The 15425-nt window shown below is 73.7% G+C and carries 11 protein-coding genes; 7 read left to right on the top strand and 4 right to left on the bottom strand.

The window, feature by feature from the left end:
• Positions 1-13 precede the first annotated feature (13 nt).
• From ACIBG4_RS27880 to ACIBG4_RS27870, 3 genes are read right to left on the bottom strand one after another with little or no spacing between them, the layout of a single operon-like run.
• Positions 14-1984, bottom strand: coding sequence for a glycosyltransferase (locus tag ACIBG4_RS27880; protein WP_397204320.1), 1971 nt, complete (start codon positions 1982-1984; stop codon positions 14-16).
• Positions 1981-3489 carry a glycosyltransferase family 2 protein gene (locus ACIBG4_RS27875; RefSeq protein ID WP_397204319.1) on the bottom strand — a complete coding sequence of 503 codons (1509 nt, stop codon included), beginning with the start codon at positions 3487-3489 and terminating at the stop codon, positions 1981-1983. The genes ACIBG4_RS27880 and ACIBG4_RS27875 overlap by 4 nt, the downstream gene beginning before the upstream one ends.
• Entirely contained in the window at positions 3486-3923 is a 438-nt protein-coding gene (locus tag ACIBG4_RS27870) for a hypothetical protein (protein WP_397204318.1), read from the bottom strand. The genes ACIBG4_RS27875 and ACIBG4_RS27870 overlap by 4 nt, the downstream gene beginning before the upstream one ends.
• 260 nt (positions 3924-4183) lie before the next feature.
• On the opposite strand from ACIBG4_RS27870, the gene ACIBG4_RS27865 reads away from it, so the two are divergent.
• Together ACIBG4_RS27865 and ACIBG4_RS27860 are read left to right on the top strand one after the other, a co-directional pair.
• A complete protein-coding gene (locus tag ACIBG4_RS27865) occupies positions 4184-5341 on the top strand; it encodes a glycosyltransferase family 2 protein (protein ID WP_397204317.1) in 1158 nt (385 codons plus the stop codon).
• The gene (locus ACIBG4_RS27860) at positions 5338-6957 is read left to right on the top strand and encodes a glycosyltransferase family 2 protein (RefSeq protein WP_397204316.1); all 1620 of its coding nucleotides are present in this window, start codon (positions 5338-5340) and stop codon (positions 6955-6957) included. Before ACIBG4_RS27865 ends, ACIBG4_RS27860 begins: the two co-directional genes overlap by 4 nt.
• A gap of 34 nt (positions 6958-6991) precedes the next feature.
• Here ACIBG4_RS27860 and ACIBG4_RS27855 read toward each other — a convergent pair whose 3' ends face one another.
• Positions 6992-8491 (bottom strand): glycosyltransferase, encoded by a 1500-nt coding sequence (locus tag ACIBG4_RS27855; RefSeq protein ID WP_397204315.1) that lies wholly within the window; start codon positions 8489-8491, stop codon positions 6992-6994.
• A 199-nt stretch (positions 8492-8690) separates the two neighbouring features.
• Here ACIBG4_RS27855 and thrC point away from each other — a divergent pair, with 199 nt between their 5' ends.
• From thrC to ACIBG4_RS27830, 5 genes are all read left to right on the top strand, one after another.
• Positions 8691-9749 (top strand): threonine synthase, encoded by a 1059-nt coding sequence (gene thrC, locus ACIBG4_RS27850; RefSeq protein WP_355437067.1) that lies wholly within the window; start codon positions 8691-8693, stop codon positions 9747-9749.
• Positions 9750-9780: 31 nt separating this feature from the next.
• The gene (locus ACIBG4_RS27845) at positions 9781-10779 is read left to right on the top strand and encodes a homoserine kinase (RefSeq protein ID WP_397204314.1); all 999 of its coding nucleotides are present in this window, start codon (positions 9781-9783) and stop codon (positions 10777-10779) included.
• A 457-nt stretch (positions 10780-11236) separates the two neighbouring features.
• Positions 11237-13354 (top strand): transcription termination factor Rho, encoded by a 2118-nt coding sequence (rho, locus tag ACIBG4_RS27840; RefSeq protein WP_397204313.1) that lies wholly within the window; start codon positions 11237-11239, stop codon positions 13352-13354.
• 141 nt (positions 13355-13495) lie between these two features.
• Positions 13496-14773: a sensor histidine kinase gene (locus ACIBG4_RS27835; protein WP_397204312.1), complete on the top strand. Its 1278-nt coding sequence runs from the start codon at positions 13496-13498 to the stop codon at positions 14771-14773.
• 10 nt (positions 14774-14783) lie between these two features.
• A complete protein-coding gene (locus tag ACIBG4_RS27830) occupies positions 14784-15419 on the top strand; it encodes a response regulator (protein WP_397204311.1) in 636 nt (211 codons plus the stop codon).
• Positions 15420-15425: the final 6 nt, after the last annotated feature.

Genomic DNA, 15425 nt, shown 5'->3' with positions numbered 1-15425 from the left:
AGCTCCTTGAGGGTCATGACGCGCCGCTCCGGTCGAGCTCCATGAGGACGCTGGGACGGAATCCCCGCCACTGCTTCTTGTTGCGTTGCAGGAACGTGCCGATCGGCTCCTGCCAGGTGTGGTTGGCGGCGGGGCCGCGGCGCAGGACGTAGCCCAGGCCGTGGGTGCGGTAGATCTGCCCGCCCGCCGCCTGCAGCGCCTCCTGGAACTGCGTGTCCACCGAGCGGCGCAGCGGCCGGAACCCGCCCACCGCCTGGAACGCCGACCGCTCCACCAGGATCGTCCCGCCCGCCACGAAGCTGGTGATCTGCTCGGTGACCTGGCTGCGGTGCACGGTCACGTCGATCGAGGACAGGTAGACGAACTCCGGCACGGTCCCCACCACCTGCGCCCCCGAGTAGGAGTGGGCGAGCAGCAGGTCCGACAGGAAGTCCGGGCCGTACCAGTCGTCGTCGTCCATCTTGAGCAGGAACGAGCCGGACGCCCGGGAGGCGGCGTCGTTGAGCACCTCGCCGAAGATCTGCCGCCCGTCGGCCTCGTACACGGTGAGGGGGCCGTCGTGGGCGGCGATCGCCGCGGCCACGTCGGGGTGGCCGGCGGGCACCCCGTGCAGGGCGAGGACGACCTCAAGCTGCGCGCCGCGCTGCCGGGCCGCCTGCCGCAGCGCGAAGCCGACCATGTCGGCGCGGCGGGTGGCGAGCAGGACGGACGTGAGGGGCGGCGCGGGCGCGGGCGCGCCGAGCTGCTCCCAGCGGGCGGCGACGCCGTGGGTGCGCAGGGCCCGCCGGCGCAGCCTGACGCTGTGCTCCTCGCGCCGCAGGTCGTCGGTGAGGTCGGGGCGGCCGGTCAGCAGCTCGACGAGGTCGTCGCCGAGCCCGCCCGCCCAGCGCGGCACCGACTCCGCGACCAGCGGGACACCGGCCGCGGCGAGCCCGGCCAGCACCCGCACGGCGGCGAGGGGGCCGCTGTGGGCGTGCCGCCAGTCCACCTCGACGCCGCGGATCTGCCGGAGGCGGGCCACGTCGGCGTCCGTGACGCCGCCCGACTCGGCGAACGTCGTCACCGTCCTGCCGTCGAGCACGACCGCCCAGCGGCCGTCGCGCTCCTCCAGCGACGCCATGCCTCGCGACGGGGTGGTGACGAAGCCCTGCGGGTTGACCAGCCGCTCGTCCACGGGCGGGATCATGGACGGCTCGGCGAGCACGTCGGGGTCGGCGAGCGGCAGCGCGGCCCCGCCGGGCCGGCCGAGCCGCTCCCAGGTGGCGGCGCGCGCCATGGGCCGCTCGATGGGCCGCTCGTCGCCGGTCCAGCCGCCCGGGCCCTCCTCGGGCGGCGCCGCGGGCCCGGAGTCGGAGGTGCGCAGGACCATGTCGCCGCCCGGCGCCCCGACCCGATCGGGGACCGGTCCGGTGACCTCGGCGGGCGTGGCGTTGGGGTCGCCCGGCCTCCAGTCGGCCGCGCCGACCCCGGCGAGGGCGGCGGCGGGCGCGGCGATGACGTCGAGCCGGTGCCCGGCGAACGCGCGCGAGGTCGCGGTCACGGTACGGCCGGCGGGCGTCGGCGCGGAGAAGCGGGCGTCCACCACCCACACTCGGTCCTCGGGCCGGTGGACGCGCAGGTCGGACAGCGAGCGCCAGCGGTGCGCGGGCGTCGGCGTGGGCACCGGCGCGGGGTGCGCGGGCGGGGTGTCCAGGACGGCCACGACCACGCGGCGCGTCTCGGGCAGCAGCTTGTGCAGGGTGGCGGCCCGGCGCAGGTCGGCGGGCGTGCCGGCGATCACCAGCACCTCGGCCACCTGCTCGGCGGCGGGCGGCGGCTCCAGCAGGTCCCGGTCGAGATCCACGATGTCCCCCGCGTCCCGCCCGTCCCGCGAGTCCTCCGCGGGGGCGGCGACCGGCGAGGCGGGACCCGGGAGGTCGCAGGCGTCGATCCCGGCGAGGAAGACCCGGGCCCCCGGCATCTCCGCCAGCAGCTCCCCGATCATCCGGCGCTCCTCAGATGCCTGATGAGTGAGGTCAGCCGCCCCTCCTCCTCGGCGGCGGGCCCGGCCGACAGCCGCTCGACCTCGGCCGACAGCCTCTCCACCTCGCCCCGCAGCCTCTTCACCTCCGCCAGCCGATCGCCCGCCAGCGCCCGCCATCTGGCCGCGTCACCGGCCGGCGACTCCGCCTCGGCGACGGGCACCAGTCCGTACTCGCCCCCGCTCACCCACAGCGACCCGAACATCTCGTCCACCAGGTCGTCGGCCACGCCGTTCAGCCGGGCCGCCCGGGAGAACGCGGCGGTGCGCTCCAGGCGGGCCGCGACCACGCCCTCCGGCGACTCGGCGAGGGCAACGCAGACCAGGCCGAGCAGGTCCGCGTCGGCTTGCCGGACGAGCCGGGACAGCGTGTCGGCGCCCGGCGCCCAGCCGGCCGGCAGCCGCAGCAGGAACGGCGCCGGAGCCGCGGAGAGCGGCTCCTCCCCGGCGAAGGAGACGCGCGGCTCGTGCCGGTAGAGGTGGGTGAGGAGGCGGGCGTCCAGCAGCGGCTCGTCCAGGCAGGCGCGCCGCCCGTCCGTGAGCTCGCCCCACGGGCCGACGATCGTGACGGCCGCGTCGGTCAGCGTGCTCGCCAGGATCGCGTCCACCGCGCCGCGCGTCTCCTCGTACGTGGTCACGGGCACGACCACCCGCACGTACGGCACGAGCCAGTGGCGGCGCGGATGGCCGCGCAGCCAGCGCAGGTCGGGCACGAGGTCGCCCAGGTAGGACCAGTTGTGCCGGTGGACGTCCTGCTCGCGCCGCATGACCGTGGACGGGCCGACGTGCCAGCCGCGGGCGGCCGGCTCGGGGATGAACACCGCGCCCGCCTGCGCGAGCCGGTAGCCGAGCTCGGTGTCCTCCGCCATGTTCAGGCGGGTGTCCACGCCGCCCGCCGCGCGCAGCAGATCCGCGCGCACCGAGCTGGAGGCGCCGGTGTGCAGGAGGTACGCGCTGGAGCCGGCGTCCTTCAGCATCCGCGTCGACTCCAGGGTCCTGGTGGTGTACGCCGACGGGGCGCCCTCCTCGCCCGGCGCGTCCACGAACCGGGTCTCGCCGATCACCACGGCGTGGTCGACGAGGTGGTGCCAGCGCATGTGCGCCTCGACGTGGTCGTCGGCCAGGATCATGTCCGAGTCGAGCCAGTGGACGACGTCGCCGGTGGCGGCGAGCCGACCGGCCTCCCGGGCGGCGCCCCGGCCCCAGCCCTCCGTCACCCGCACCACGCGCGCGCCGGGCACGTCGAGGGGCGGCTCGCTGCCGTCGTCCGCCACGACCACCTCGACCAGCTCGGCGGGGTAGGTCTGCGCGGCCAGGGACGCCATGGTCCGCTCCAGGTCCGCCGGCCGGCCGCGGGCGGGGATCACCACGGAGACGGTCAGCTCCGGTCGCCACGCTCCCAGCTCCGGGGGCTCCAGCGAGCCGTAGTCGTTGTGCCTGACGCGCGGTACGCGTGTCGTCCCGCTCATACCGGCCCCTCGGCCAGCGCGCGGACCTCCGCGCGCAGCTCCTCCACCTCTCGGGCGCGGACCATGGCGTTCACGCGGTCCTCGCCGAGGGAGGCCAGGATCGCGGAGAGGTCCTCGTCGCGCCGGCCGGAGGACTGCTCCACGGCCGCCGTCAGCTTGTCGAGGCGCGTCTCGATCCGCCGCAGCGCGGTCATGGTCTTGGCCAGCTCGCCCTCGTGCTTCTTCACGCGCAGGTCGATGCGCAGCGCCTTGCCGTCGAGTCGGCGTACGACGAGCACGAGCAGGGCCAGGGCGGACAGAGCGATCAGGAACGCCCCCGTCGCCGCCGCCGCGCCCACGGTCACGAGGCCACCCAGGACGAGCAGCGCGAGGGCGGCGACGGCCAGGACTCCGAGGATCGCGGCGGCCGCTGCCGTTCGGCGGGGCGAGAGCATCCGCGCTTACCTTTCGTAGACATCGACTTCGTGGTCTTGAACTGCGTAGACATGGACTTATCCGGCGTCAAGGATTTATTGACACCTTAATCAACATTCGCCACTACGTTGCCATAAGTTCCTGGAGACAAACTGGGAAAGATCGCTTGTGGCCTGCGGCATCGCGCGACAACCTATGACGCACTGGGCTACGGGCCAGTAAAACCGGCGTAAGGTAGGCGCCGATCTGAGTCCCACGCCGGTCGAGGAGCGCCGCACGCATGTCCGCCGTCACCCCCTGTGGCTTCACGCGCACGCCGGACCAGGGGCTGGCCCGCCTCCACTGGAGCGAGGCCGGATGGACGGTCGACGGCACCGAGGCCCCCGAGGACGCCCGGCCCTCCCCACCGCCCCCCGCCTCGACCCGCACGCAGCCGGCCGACATCGCCGCCCTGCGCCCGCTGCGCGGCCTGGAGGTGGACTGGCCGGCCGCGCCGGTGCCGCTCGACGGTCTCTTACGGCTGGCCGCCGCCGGCGTGCCGCTCACCGCGACGCATGCGCCCGCCTGGGTGCCGGCCGGCCTCGCCGCCGTGATCATCGACCGCGCCTGGCTCGCCCACGAGCCCGACGGCACCGTCCGCTGCCTGTCCGACCTGCGACGCGAGGAGCACAGCGTACGGCTGCGCCGCCTCGCCCACCGCCCGGCCGGCACGCCGTCCGTCAGCGTCGTCATGGCCACCAAGCGCCCGGAGCTGGTCCCCGGCGCGCTCGCCCAGATCGCCCGCCAGCGCGGCGCCGAGGTCGAGGTGCTGCTGGGCCTGCACGGAGTGCCGTACGAGAGCGTGCGCCGGGCCGTCGAGGAGCTGCCGCTGCCCGTGGCCTGGACCGAGGTGCCCGCCGAGGTGCCGTTCGGCACGGTGCTCAACGAGGCCGCGGCGCCGGCCGGCGGCGAGTACCTCACCAAGTGGGACGACGACGACTGGTACGGCCCGGACCACCTCGCCGACCTCGTCATGGCCCTGACCTACTCCGGCGCCGACGTGACCGGCACCTCGGGGGAGTTCTTCTACCTGGAGCCGCTGCGCGCGACGATCCGGCGCAGCATGTTCGCCAGCGGCGCGGCGTACCGGAGCGAGGTCTGGTCCGATCATGTGGCCGGCGGCACGATTCTGGTTCCCCGTACGAAATTTCAGGAGATCGGGGGATTTCCCGCCCAGCCCCGTGCGGTCGATCGTGACTTCCTGAAAGCCGCCGCAGAATCGGGCGCCGGCATCTACCGCACACACGGCCTCGGTTACGTCCTGAGGCGCGGGCTCAGCGGCGACCACACCTGGCAGCTCCCGCTCGCCCACTTCCTCAAGCTCGCCTCCAGCCAGTGGCGCGGCTTCCGGCCGAGCCTGCTGATGGAGGACGGCGGCTCGCGGGCGGAGGCGGCATGAGAGTCCGGGGCAACGACTATCGGGTCCTGCGACCGGCCGAGGACTTCACGCCCCGGCTGACCGTCAGCGTGATCGTGCCCGCGTACGGCGGCCAGGACAAGCTGGATCTCGCGCTGGCCGCGCTGGCCCGCCAGACCTACCCGGCGGAGCTGATCGAGGTCGTGGTCGTCGACAACGGCAGCACGCCCCCGCTGCGACTGCCCGACACGCGGCCGCCCGGCACCCGCCTGATCGTCTGCGACCGCCCGGGCCGGGCCGCCGCGCGCAACGCCGGGCTGGCCGAGGCCGGCGGGGACGTCGTCCACTGGCTCGACTCCGACGTGCTGCCGGCCCCCGGCGCCGTCGAGGCCCACATGCGCTGGCACCACGTCGCGCCGTACCTCGTCGTGACCGGCTACATCAGGTTCACCGACGTGCCGGTGCCGGCGGAGTTGCCCGACGACCTGGAGCAGGCGTTCGAGCCGGCCGAGCCCCACGGCTGGATCGTGGAGCTGGTCGAGCGCACCGACGGCCTCACGGACAACCCGCAGCGCCCCTTCAGCCTGCACGTCGGCGGCGCCACCTCGGTGGCGGCCCGGCTGATCGAGGCGGCCGGCCCGATGGACGAGGACCTCGTCCTGGGCCAGGACACCGAGATGGGCTACCGGCTGGCCCAGGCCGGGGCGGTGTTCGTGCCCGAGCCGCGGGCCCGCGCCTACCACCTCGGGCCCACCATGCGCATGCGCGACAAGGAGCGCATCGACCGGGTCAGCCACGCGTTCGTGGCCGACCGCATCCCTTCCTACCGGTGGCTGCGCTCCCATCCGGGCCGCCAGTGGAAGGTGCCGTACGTCACCGCCGTGGTCGACGGCACCGCGGGCTACGAGAGCGTGCGCGGGACCGTCGACGCGCTGCTCGCCGGCACCCTGGCCGACCTGAGCGTCGTCGTCACCGGCCCGTGGGAGTCGCTGGAGCGCGAGCGCCGCGCCCCGTTGGCCGACCCCGGCCTCGACCTCGTCCTCGTCCACGGCCACTACCTGCACGAGGGGCGCGTCCGGCTCTGCGACACCCCCGTGGTGGATCCCGCCGTGCCGTACGTGCTGCGCCTCCCGCGGGGGTGGGCGCCGGGCGAGGACAGCCTCGCCCGGCTCCTCGACCTGTGCCGCGACGAGGGGCTGGGGCTGGTCAACGTGCTCCTGGACGAGTCACCGCACGGCGTGGTCGCCGCCCGGCTCGAACGCACCTCGGCCTTCGCCCGCGCCCGCCTCCTGGCGCGGTCCGGCGAGGACGTCGACGACGTCGTGGACGAGGTGGCGGGCGTCACCTGGGTCGAGGGGGAGACCTACGCCTTCACCACCGAGCCCGCCGCCGTCACCGGCCGCCGCGGCGTCCTGCGCGCCCGCGACGAGGCCCAGGCGGAGGCGGCACGGCTGGCCAAGGAGGTCGAGCGGCTGCGCGGCCAGGTCGGCAAGTGGCGCGAGGAGGCGGGCAAGTGGCGCAAGAGCACGGTCGAGCTGCGCCGCGACGTCAGCGCCCTGCGCAGGCAGCTCGCCGCCGCCAACCGCGCCCAGCAGAGCATGCGGGCGCTGCTGTCCACCACGGTCAAGCGCGCCCTGGGCAAGCGTCCGCGAGCCTGACGCCTGCCCCCGGCAAGGCCACGAGGCAGGGGCGTCAGTTGGAGCGCAGGGCTGACTTCAGGCGGCCGAGCAGCGACCGCTCGGCCTCCGGGCCGACCGTGTCCGGCACCGTGACCGGCGCGGCCTTCGCGGCCGTCGGGGCGGCCATGGTGGGCCGCGCCTGCCCTGCGGAGGAGGCGGCCGGAGCGGCCGGCGCGGCGGTGCCGGCGGGCGCCGGCGGCCAGTAGCGGTCCGGCGCCACGTGCCGTACGCCGTGGGTGGTCGCGATGATCTCGTCCAGGTCCTCGCCCGGCTCCGCCAGCAGGAGCGCGCGGCCGAGGGCGGAGGTGCGTTCGAGCCGGGCCGCGCGCCCGTCGGGCAGGTCCACGACCAGCACGCCGGTGAGGTCCTTCTGCGCGTCCTCCACCATGCGCTCGAGCGTGGCGCGGTGCAGCGGCACGTCGACCGGCCCCCGGTAGCGGAACGGGGCCGGGGCGGGGGTGGGCGCGGCCTCGTCGATCAGCCTGATCCGCTCGTCGTGGGCGAACAGGTCGCGCATCAGCCGCAGCTCGAAGCACGGGTCGCCGAGCACCGAGCGCCGCCCGTCGCGCAGCAGCGACCACGGCCCGACCAGGGTCACCGCCACGTCCTGCAGCTTGCCGTCCAGCGCGGCGGCCACCGCCTGCCGTACGACGGCCTCGGAGGTGTCCGTGACGTCCAGCACGATCTCGACGTACGGCACCAGCCACCGCCGCCCGCGGTCCTTGCGCAGGTCGCGGCGGAGCGGGACGCGGTGCGCCAGGTACGGCTCGACGGCGCGCACCGCGCGCTCGCGGTCGAGGTGCTGCGCGGGCAGCCCGAGATGGACGGCCCGCGCCTCCAGGTCCGGGACGAACACCACGCCGTGCATGGCCAGCCGGTAGGCGAACTCGGTGTCCTCGCCGCGCAGCACGGTGGGGTCGAGCCCGCCCACGGCGTGGAAGACCTCGCGCGGCAGGGCCACCGTGGGCCCCGTGCACACGTGGTACGGGTTGCGGCTCTTGCGCAGCCCGTCGGTCTTGGCGATCGTCGCCTCCGTCGAGCTGGCCACCGCCTTGTCCAGGTCGAACAGCTCTCCCAGGTCCCCGGCGCGGAAGACCTCGCCCGCGGTGAGCGGCGGCGCCTCCACGAACCGCTTCATCCCGATCGTGACCAGGTAGTCGGTCACGTGGTGCCAGCGGGCGAGCGCCTCGATGTGCTCGCGGCAGGGCACCATGTCGGAGTCGAGCCGCTGGATGATCTCGCCGTCGGCGGCGTTGGCCCCGGTGTTGACCGCGTTGGAGATGCCCCAGCCGGTCCGCACGGGCACCAGGCGGGTGTTGTCCGGGCGGATCTCCGGCAGCCGGATCGGCGGCTCGCTGCCGTCGTCCACGACCAGGACCTCCAGGAGGTGGCCGGGGTACGTCTGCGCGGCGAGCGCGGCGAGCGTCAGATCCAGGTGCGGCCCGCCGTGCGCGGGAATCACCACGCTCACGGACCGGGCGGGCGTCCAGGCGCCGAGCTCCGGTGGCTGCAAAGGAGAAAAGTCGTTCTGCGTCATGGCAGGACGCGCGTTCATGTCGGTGACCCCCCTGGCCGAAACTTTATCGGGAGATGCTGAGAATTTCCTGTAATGCGGCACACCCGATGGGAAGTCTCCCGACCCTTGGACGGCGTCCACGGCTCGCCCCGGCACCCCGTACACTCGGGCGCAACATCGCAGGCAGGGAGTCATCATGAGCAGGTCGTGGCGTGGCCTCATCGAGGAGTACCGAGAGCGCCTTCCGGTCACCACGAGGACGCCGGTCGTCACGCTTCTGGAGGGCGGCACGCCCCTGGTGCCCGCGCACCGCGTCTCGGCCCTCACCGGCTGCGACGTCTATCTCAAGGTCGAGGGCGCCAACCCGACGGGCAGCTTCAAGGACCGTGGCATGACCATGGCCATCAGCAAGGCCGTCGAGGAGGGCGCCAAGGCGGTCATCTGCGCCTCCACCGGCAACACCTCGGCCTCGGCCGCCGCCTACGCCGTGCGCGCCGGCCTCACCTGCGCCGTGCTCGTGCCCCGCGGCAAGATCGCCATGGGCAAGCTGGCCCAGGCGCTCGTCCACGGCGCCACGCTGCTCCAGGTCGAGGGGTCGTTCGACGACTGCCTGGAGATGACCCGCAAGCTGTCCTCCAGCTATCCCATCGCGCTGGTCAACTCGGTCAACCCGTTCCGGCTCCAGGGTCAGAAGACGGCCGCGTTCGAGATCGTCGACACGCTCGGTGACGCGCCCGACATCCACTGCATCCCCGTGGGCAACGCCGGCAACATCTCCGCGTACTGGATGGGCTACCAGGAGTACCTGTCCGACAAGGTGTCGTCGAAGGCGCCGCGGATGTTCGGCTTCCAGGCGAGCGGCGCGGCCCCGATCGTGACCGGCGCGCCCGTGGCGCACCCGCACACGATCGCCACCGCCATCCGCATCGGCAACCCCGCCTCGTGGCAGCTCGCCACCGCCGCGCGCGACGAGTCCGGCGGCGCCATCCAGTCGGTCACCGACCGGCAGATCGCCGCCGCGTACAAGCTGCTGGCGCAGGAGGAGGGCGTGTTCGTCGAGCTGGCCTCGGCGGCCAGCGTCGCCGGCCTGCTCCAGGCGCACGCGGAGGGGCTGATCGAGCCCGGGCAGCGGATCGTCTGCACGGTCACCGGCAACGGGCTGAAGGACCCCGACTGGGCCATCTCGGGCGCCCCGGCGCCGGTCACGGTGCCCATCGACGTCCACGCGGCCGCCGCCGCCCTCGGCCTGGCCTGACCCCGCCGCGCGGAGAGGAAGACCTGATCGGATGAGCTCTGATCGGAGGGGCACCGTGCTGATCCGCGTGCCCGCCACGTCGGCCAACCTGGGCCCCGGCTTCGACGCGCTCGGCCTGGCGCTCGGCCTGTACGACGAGGTGGAGGCCGAGCTGACCGCCGAGCCCGGCGTCCAGGTGACCGTCCGCGGCGAGGGCGAGGGGGAGCTGGACCTCGGCGAGGGCCATCTGGTCGTCAAGGCGATGCGCCGGGCGTTCGACCGCATGGGCGTCGCGCAGCCGGCCGGCATCCGGGTGAGCTGCCTCAACCGCATCCCGCACGCCCGCGGCCTCGGCTCGTCGTCTGCGGCCATCTGCGCGGGCATCCTCGCCGCCCGCGCGCTCGCCTTTCCGAGGGGGTCCGACGGCGGCTTGTCCGAGGGCGGTTCGCCGGAGGAGGGTTCGTCCGACGGCGGTTCGCCCGCGGGCGGCGGGTTCGGCCACGACGAGGTGTTCGCGCTGGCCACCGAGATGGAGGGCCACCCCGACAACGTCGCTCCGTGCCTGGCCGGGGGCCTGACCGTGGCCTGGATGGAGCAGTCCGGCGCACCGCGTATGGTGAAACTGGTCCCCGACGCACGTGTGCGTCCCGTCGTGTTCGTTCCGGCGACACGACTGGCCACGGAGAGGGCGCGGGGGCTGCTGCCGAAGGACGTGCCCCACAAGGACGCCTCCTTCAACGCCGGCCGGGCCGCGCTGCTGATCGCGGCGCTGACCCAGCGGCCTGATCGGGGGTTGCTCATGGCGGCGACCGAAGACCGGCTCCACCAGCACTACCGCGCGCCTGCGATGCCGCGGAGCGCGGATCTGGTACAACGTCTGCGTGCAGTGGGCGTGCCCGCGATCGTGTCGGGCGCGGGTCCCACGGTCCTCGCGTTTTCGACACCGGATTCGCAGGATTTGATCGCGCCCGAAGTGGGTACTGACTGGCACATCCAGCAAATGGACGTCGACCACGTCGGGGCGAACGTTCAGTTTCCCGAGACACGCTGATGCCTCTTTAGACCTCCAGGGAATAGCCGTGTGCGCTGGTGATGTTAGGCTGGTAGCCGCACCAGATGCCCCCTTGTTGGGTGCGTGCTTGTCAGCCACACATCGCTGCATCATGCTTCACGTCGCGAGGCGTGAGCAGCGCGGCTGTCTCCCCGGAACCCGTCGCCTCCGGTTGGCCCACACCCGGTTGGCCCGACGCGAGGCGGCGTTGACGGGGGTCCGCGCGTTCGAATCACCTCGACATCTGGCTGGCGACAGCAATCTGGGGGGTGTCTTCCACGCGCCACCGGCCTGTGGCGGCCTGGACGAGCCTCTCCCGATGAGTGGCGACCGTCCCCAGCGGCGGCCGAAGATCGCAAAGTGCACCCCGACCCGGTCTGTTGCGCCGGATCGCAAGCACCTCCGGGACGCCCGGCAGAACGAAACCGGCGCCCGACCCCTGGGAAGGACCTTTTAGTTGAGCGACACCACCGAACTCCTCTCCGACGCAACGGGCTCGCCTGCGCAGCCCGCGTCCGGCGACACCCCCTCCCGTGCGGCGAAGCCTCGCGCGCGTCGCTCCGGCACCGGCCTGTCCGCGAAGGTGCTGCCCGAGCTGCAGAAGATGGCCGCCGAGCTGGGCATCAGCGGCACCGGGCGCATGCGGAAGAGCCAGCTCATCGCGGCCATCCAGGAGAAGCAGGGCGGCTCCGCGGACGGCGCGAGCGCGCCGGCTCCCGTGGCCGAGGCACCCGCCGTGGCTGACGCGGCTCCCGTGGCGGAGCGCCCCACCCGGGCCCGCAGGGAACGTTCCCGCGCCAAGCCCGCCGACGAGCCCGCGCCCGCGCCTCAGGCCGAGCCCGTCGCCGAGCCCGTGGCCGCCGCTGCCGCTCCGGCCGTCGTGGCCGAGCCGGCCGTCGAGCAGCCCGCGCAGCCCGGTGACGTGGCGCAGGGCGACTCGCGTGGCGAGCGCGGCGAGAGCCGCCGCGAGCGGCGCAGCCGCGGCGAGCGCCGCGAGCGTGGCGAGCGTGCCGGCAACGACCGGGGCAACGACCGCCTGTCCGGCGACCGCGGTGAGGGCGGTCGCGACAGCGGCCGTGACAGCATCCGCGACGGCGGCCGTGACAGCATCCGCGACGGCGGCCGTGACAGCGGTCGCGACAGCATCCGCGACGGTGGCCGTGACGGCGGACGTGACAGCATCCGCGACGGCGGCCGTGACAGCGGTCGCGACGGTGGCCGTGACGGCGGTCGCGACGGTGGCCGTGACGGCCGTGACGGCCGCGACCAGCGCGTCGCCGACGCCGGTCGTGACCAGCGCGGCGACCGCAACGACCAGCGTGGTGGCGGCGACGACGACGACCGCGGCGGACGCGGTCGCCGGGGCCGGTTCAGGGAGCGCAACCGCGGCCGCGGCCGTGACCGCTTCGAGGGCAGCGAGCCCGTGATCGGCGAGGACGACGTCCTCATCCCGATCGCCGGCATCCTCGACATCCTGGACAACTACGCGTTCGTGCGCACCAGCGGCTACCTGCCGGGCAGCAACGACGTCTACGTCTCGATCGCGCAGATCCGCCGCAACGGCCTGCGCAAGGGCGACGTCATCACCGGCGCCGTCCGGCAGCCGCGCGACGGCGAGCGCCGCGAGAAGTTCAACGCCCTGGTCCGCCTCGACACCGTCAACGGCATGGACCCGGACCAGGCCCGCAACCGGCCCGACTTCAACAAGCTGACGCCGCTCTACCCGCAGGAGCGCCTGCGCCTGGAGACCGAGCCGAACATCCTCACCACGAGGATCATCGACCTCGTCGCGCCCATCGGCAAGGGCCAGCGTGGCCTCATCGTCTCGCCGCCCAAGGCCGGCAAGACGATGGTGCTGCAGTCGATCGCCAACGCGATCACCCGCAACAACCCCGAGTGCCACCTCATGGTCGTGCTCGTGGACGAGCGGCCCGAAGAGGTCACCGACATGCAGCGGTCGGTCAAGGGCGAGGTCATCCACTCGACCTTCGACCGTCCCGCCGAGGACCACACCACGGTCGCCGAGCTCGCCATCGAGCGGGCCAAGCGCCTGGTGGAGCTGGGCCACGACGTGGTCGTCCTGCTCGACTCGATCACCCGCCTCGGCCGCGCCTACAACCTGGCGGCCCCGGCGTCCGGTCGCATCCTGTCGGGTGGTGTCGACTCCACGGCGCTCTACCCGCCCAAGCGCTTCTTCGGCGCCGCCCGCAACATCGAGAACGGCGGCTCGCTGACGATCCTCGCCACGGCCCTGGTCGAGACCGGGTCCAAGATGGACGAGGTCATCTTCGAGGAGTTCAAGGGCACGGGCAACGCCGAGCTCAAGCTCAACCGCTCCCTGGCGGACAAGCGCATCTTCCCCGCGGTGGACGTCGACGCGTCCGGCACCCGTAAGGAAGAGATCCTCATGGGCAAGGACGAGCTCCAGATCGTGTGGAAGCTCCGCCGCGTCCTGCACGCCCTGGACATGCAGCAGGCTCTGGAGCTTCTCCTGGAGAAGATGAAGGAGACCAAGTCCAACGCCGAGTTCCTCCTGCAGGTCCAGAAGACCACGGTGAGCAACGACCGCGACTGACGCGCGCACAGCGAAGGGGCGGCCGGATCCTCCGGCCGCCCCTTTCGCGTCCCGTGGCTGACGGCGAGGGGGGATAACCCCACCCTCCGGACGGAAGCCCCCCGGATTCACTCCCGCGCTCCCGCGAGGCACGCTGTCCCCATGGGAGCCGACATGACCGCCGTGGCGACACGGACGCGGGTGCCGTTCGAGCCTCGGGGCCCGTGGGCCGTGCTGACCGACCCGGCGACGTGGCGGGCCGTGCCGTACTGCCTGCTGAGCCCCGTCGCCGGTCTGGGCTGGTTCGCGGTGCTGACGCTGGCGGTGCCGCTGTCGCTCGGCCTGGTGTTCCTGTGGATCGGCATCCCGCTGCTGGTGGCCACCATCTGGATCTGGCGCGGCGCAGCCACCCTGGAGCGGCGCCTGTTACAAGTCGCGCTGGGCGTGCGCATCGTGCCGCCGTACCGGTACCGGCCCGGCAAGGGCATCGCCGCGCATCTGAGCTGGCTGCTCGGCGACCCGGCGACCTGGAGGGACCTCGGGTACCTGCTGCTGCTGTGCCCGCTCAGCCTGGTCGAGTGCGTGATCTCCGTCTCGCTGTGGACGGCGACGCTGTACATGCTGGCGGCCCCGCTCCTGCTCACGGAATACGCGACCCTGACCTACGCCCTCGGGTTCGTGGTCGACTCCTGGCCGGAGGCCGTGCTCGCCTCCGCCGCCGGGCTGGGCATGCTCGTCGTCACCGCGTACGCCGTGCGCGCCATGGCGTGGCTGCACGGCACGCTGGCCGTCGTCCTGCTCGGCGGGAGCGAGGAGGAGCGGCTGCGGGCCAGCAGGGCGAGGGGCGTCGACGCGGCCGAGACCGAGCGGCGCCGCATCGAGCGCGACCTGCACGACGGTGCCCAGCAGCGGCTGTTGTCCGTCGCGGTCGACCTGGGCCGCGCCCGGACGAAGCTCGACACCGACCCGGAGGAGGCGCGGGCGCTCATCGAGCAGGCCCACGCGGGCACCAAGGCCGCCATCCAGGAGCTGCGCGACCTCGCCCGCGGCATCCACCCGGCGATCCTCAGCGACCGGGGGCTCGACGCGGCCCTGTCGGCGCTGGCCGCCCGCGCCCCGATCCGCGTGGACGTGTCGGTCGAGGTGGAGGAGCGGCCGCCGGCGGCCGTGGAGAGCATCGCGTACTTCATCGTGGCCGAGGCGCTGGCGAACCTGGCCAAGCACTCCGCGGCCACCGAGGCGAGCGTGCGGGTGGCCAGGGACGGCGGGGGAGTGACGGTGGACGTGTGGGACGACGGGATCGGCGGAGCGGTCGTCCACCCCGGCGGCGGGCTGGCCGGCCTGGCCGACCGGGCGGCCACCATCGACGGCGTCCTGGTGCTGCACAGCCCCGTCGGCGGTCCGACGATCGTGCGCGCGGAGCTGCCCTGCGCGTGGTAGTCATGGGGTCATGCGCGTGGTGATCGCCGAGGACTCCGTGCTCCTGCGCGAGGGGCTGGCGCGCCTGCTGGCCGACGGCGGCGTGGAGACGGTGGAGAGCGTGTCCGAGGGCGACGCCCTGGTGGAGGCGGTCGAGCGGCATGACCCCGACCTCGCCATCGTCGACGTCCGGATGCCGCCCACGCACACCGACGAGGGGCTGCGGGCCGCCCTGCGCGTGCGTGAGGCGCGGCCCGGCTTCCCGATCCTGGTGCTGTCGCAGTACGTCGAGGAGCGCTACGCCGGTGAGCTGATCGGCCCGGCGGTCGGCTACCTGCTGAAGGAGCGGGTCGCCGACGTGGCCGAGTTCCTGGCGGCGGTGAGACAGGTGGCCGCGGGCGGCACGGTCATCGACCCCGAGGTGGTCATGCAACTCCTCAGCCGCCAGCGCCGGGGCGCCCCGCTCGACTCGCTGTCGCCGCGTGAGCGTGAGGTGCTGGCGCTGATGGCCGAGGGCCGTTCCAACACCGCGATCGCCTCGCGGCTGGTGGTCACGGAGGGCGCGGTGGAGAAGCACATCTCCGGCATCTTCACCAAGCTGGCCCTCGGGCCGGCGCCCGAGGACCATCGGCGGGTGCTCGCCGTGCTCACCTACCTGGGCCGTTAGAACGCC

The sequence above is a fragment of the Nonomuraea sp. NPDC050383 genome (assembly GCF_044459125.1).
Lineage (GTDB): Bacteria > Actinomycetota > Actinomycetes > Streptosporangiales > Streptosporangiaceae > Nonomuraea.
This window is presented reverse-complemented; position numbering and strand designations above follow the sequence as displayed.

What these genes read in the sequence shown, in the direction of transcription:
- ACIBG4_RS27880 (WP_397204320.1), bottom strand. Translation starts at nt 1,984, where the DNA reads ATGATCGGGGAGCTGCTGGCGGAGATGCCGGGGGCCCGGGTCTTCCTC.
- ACIBG4_RS27875 (WP_397204319.1), bottom strand. Translation starts at nt 3,489, where the DNA reads ATGAGCGGGACGACACGCGTACCGCGCGTCAGGCACAACGACTACGGC.
- ACIBG4_RS27870 (WP_397204318.1), bottom strand. Translation starts at nt 3,923, where the DNA reads ATGCTCTCGCCCCGCCGAACGGCAGCGGCCGCCGCGATCCTCGGAGTC.
- ACIBG4_RS27865 (WP_397204317.1), top strand. Translation starts at nt 4,184, where the DNA reads ATGTCCGCCGTCACCCCCTGTGGCTTCACGCGCACGCCGGACCAGGGG.
- ACIBG4_RS27860 (WP_397204316.1), top strand. Translation starts at nt 5,338, where the DNA reads ATGAGAGTCCGGGGCAACGACTATCGGGTCCTGCGACCGGCCGAGGAC.
- thrC (WP_355437067.1), top strand. Translation starts at nt 8,691, where the DNA reads ATGAGCAGGTCGTGGCGTGGCCTCATCGAGGAGTACCGAGAGCGCCTT.
- ACIBG4_RS27845 (WP_397204314.1), top strand. Translation starts at nt 9,781, where the DNA reads ATGAGCTCTGATCGGAGGGGCACCGTGCTGATCCGCGTGCCCGCCACG.
- ACIBG4_RS27835 (WP_397204312.1), top strand. Translation starts at nt 13,496, where the DNA reads ATGGGAGCCGACATGACCGCCGTGGCGACACGGACGCGGGTGCCGTTC.
- ACIBG4_RS27830 (WP_397204311.1), top strand. Translation starts at nt 14,784, where the DNA reads ATGCGCGTGGTGATCGCCGAGGACTCCGTGCTCCTGCGCGAGGGGCTG.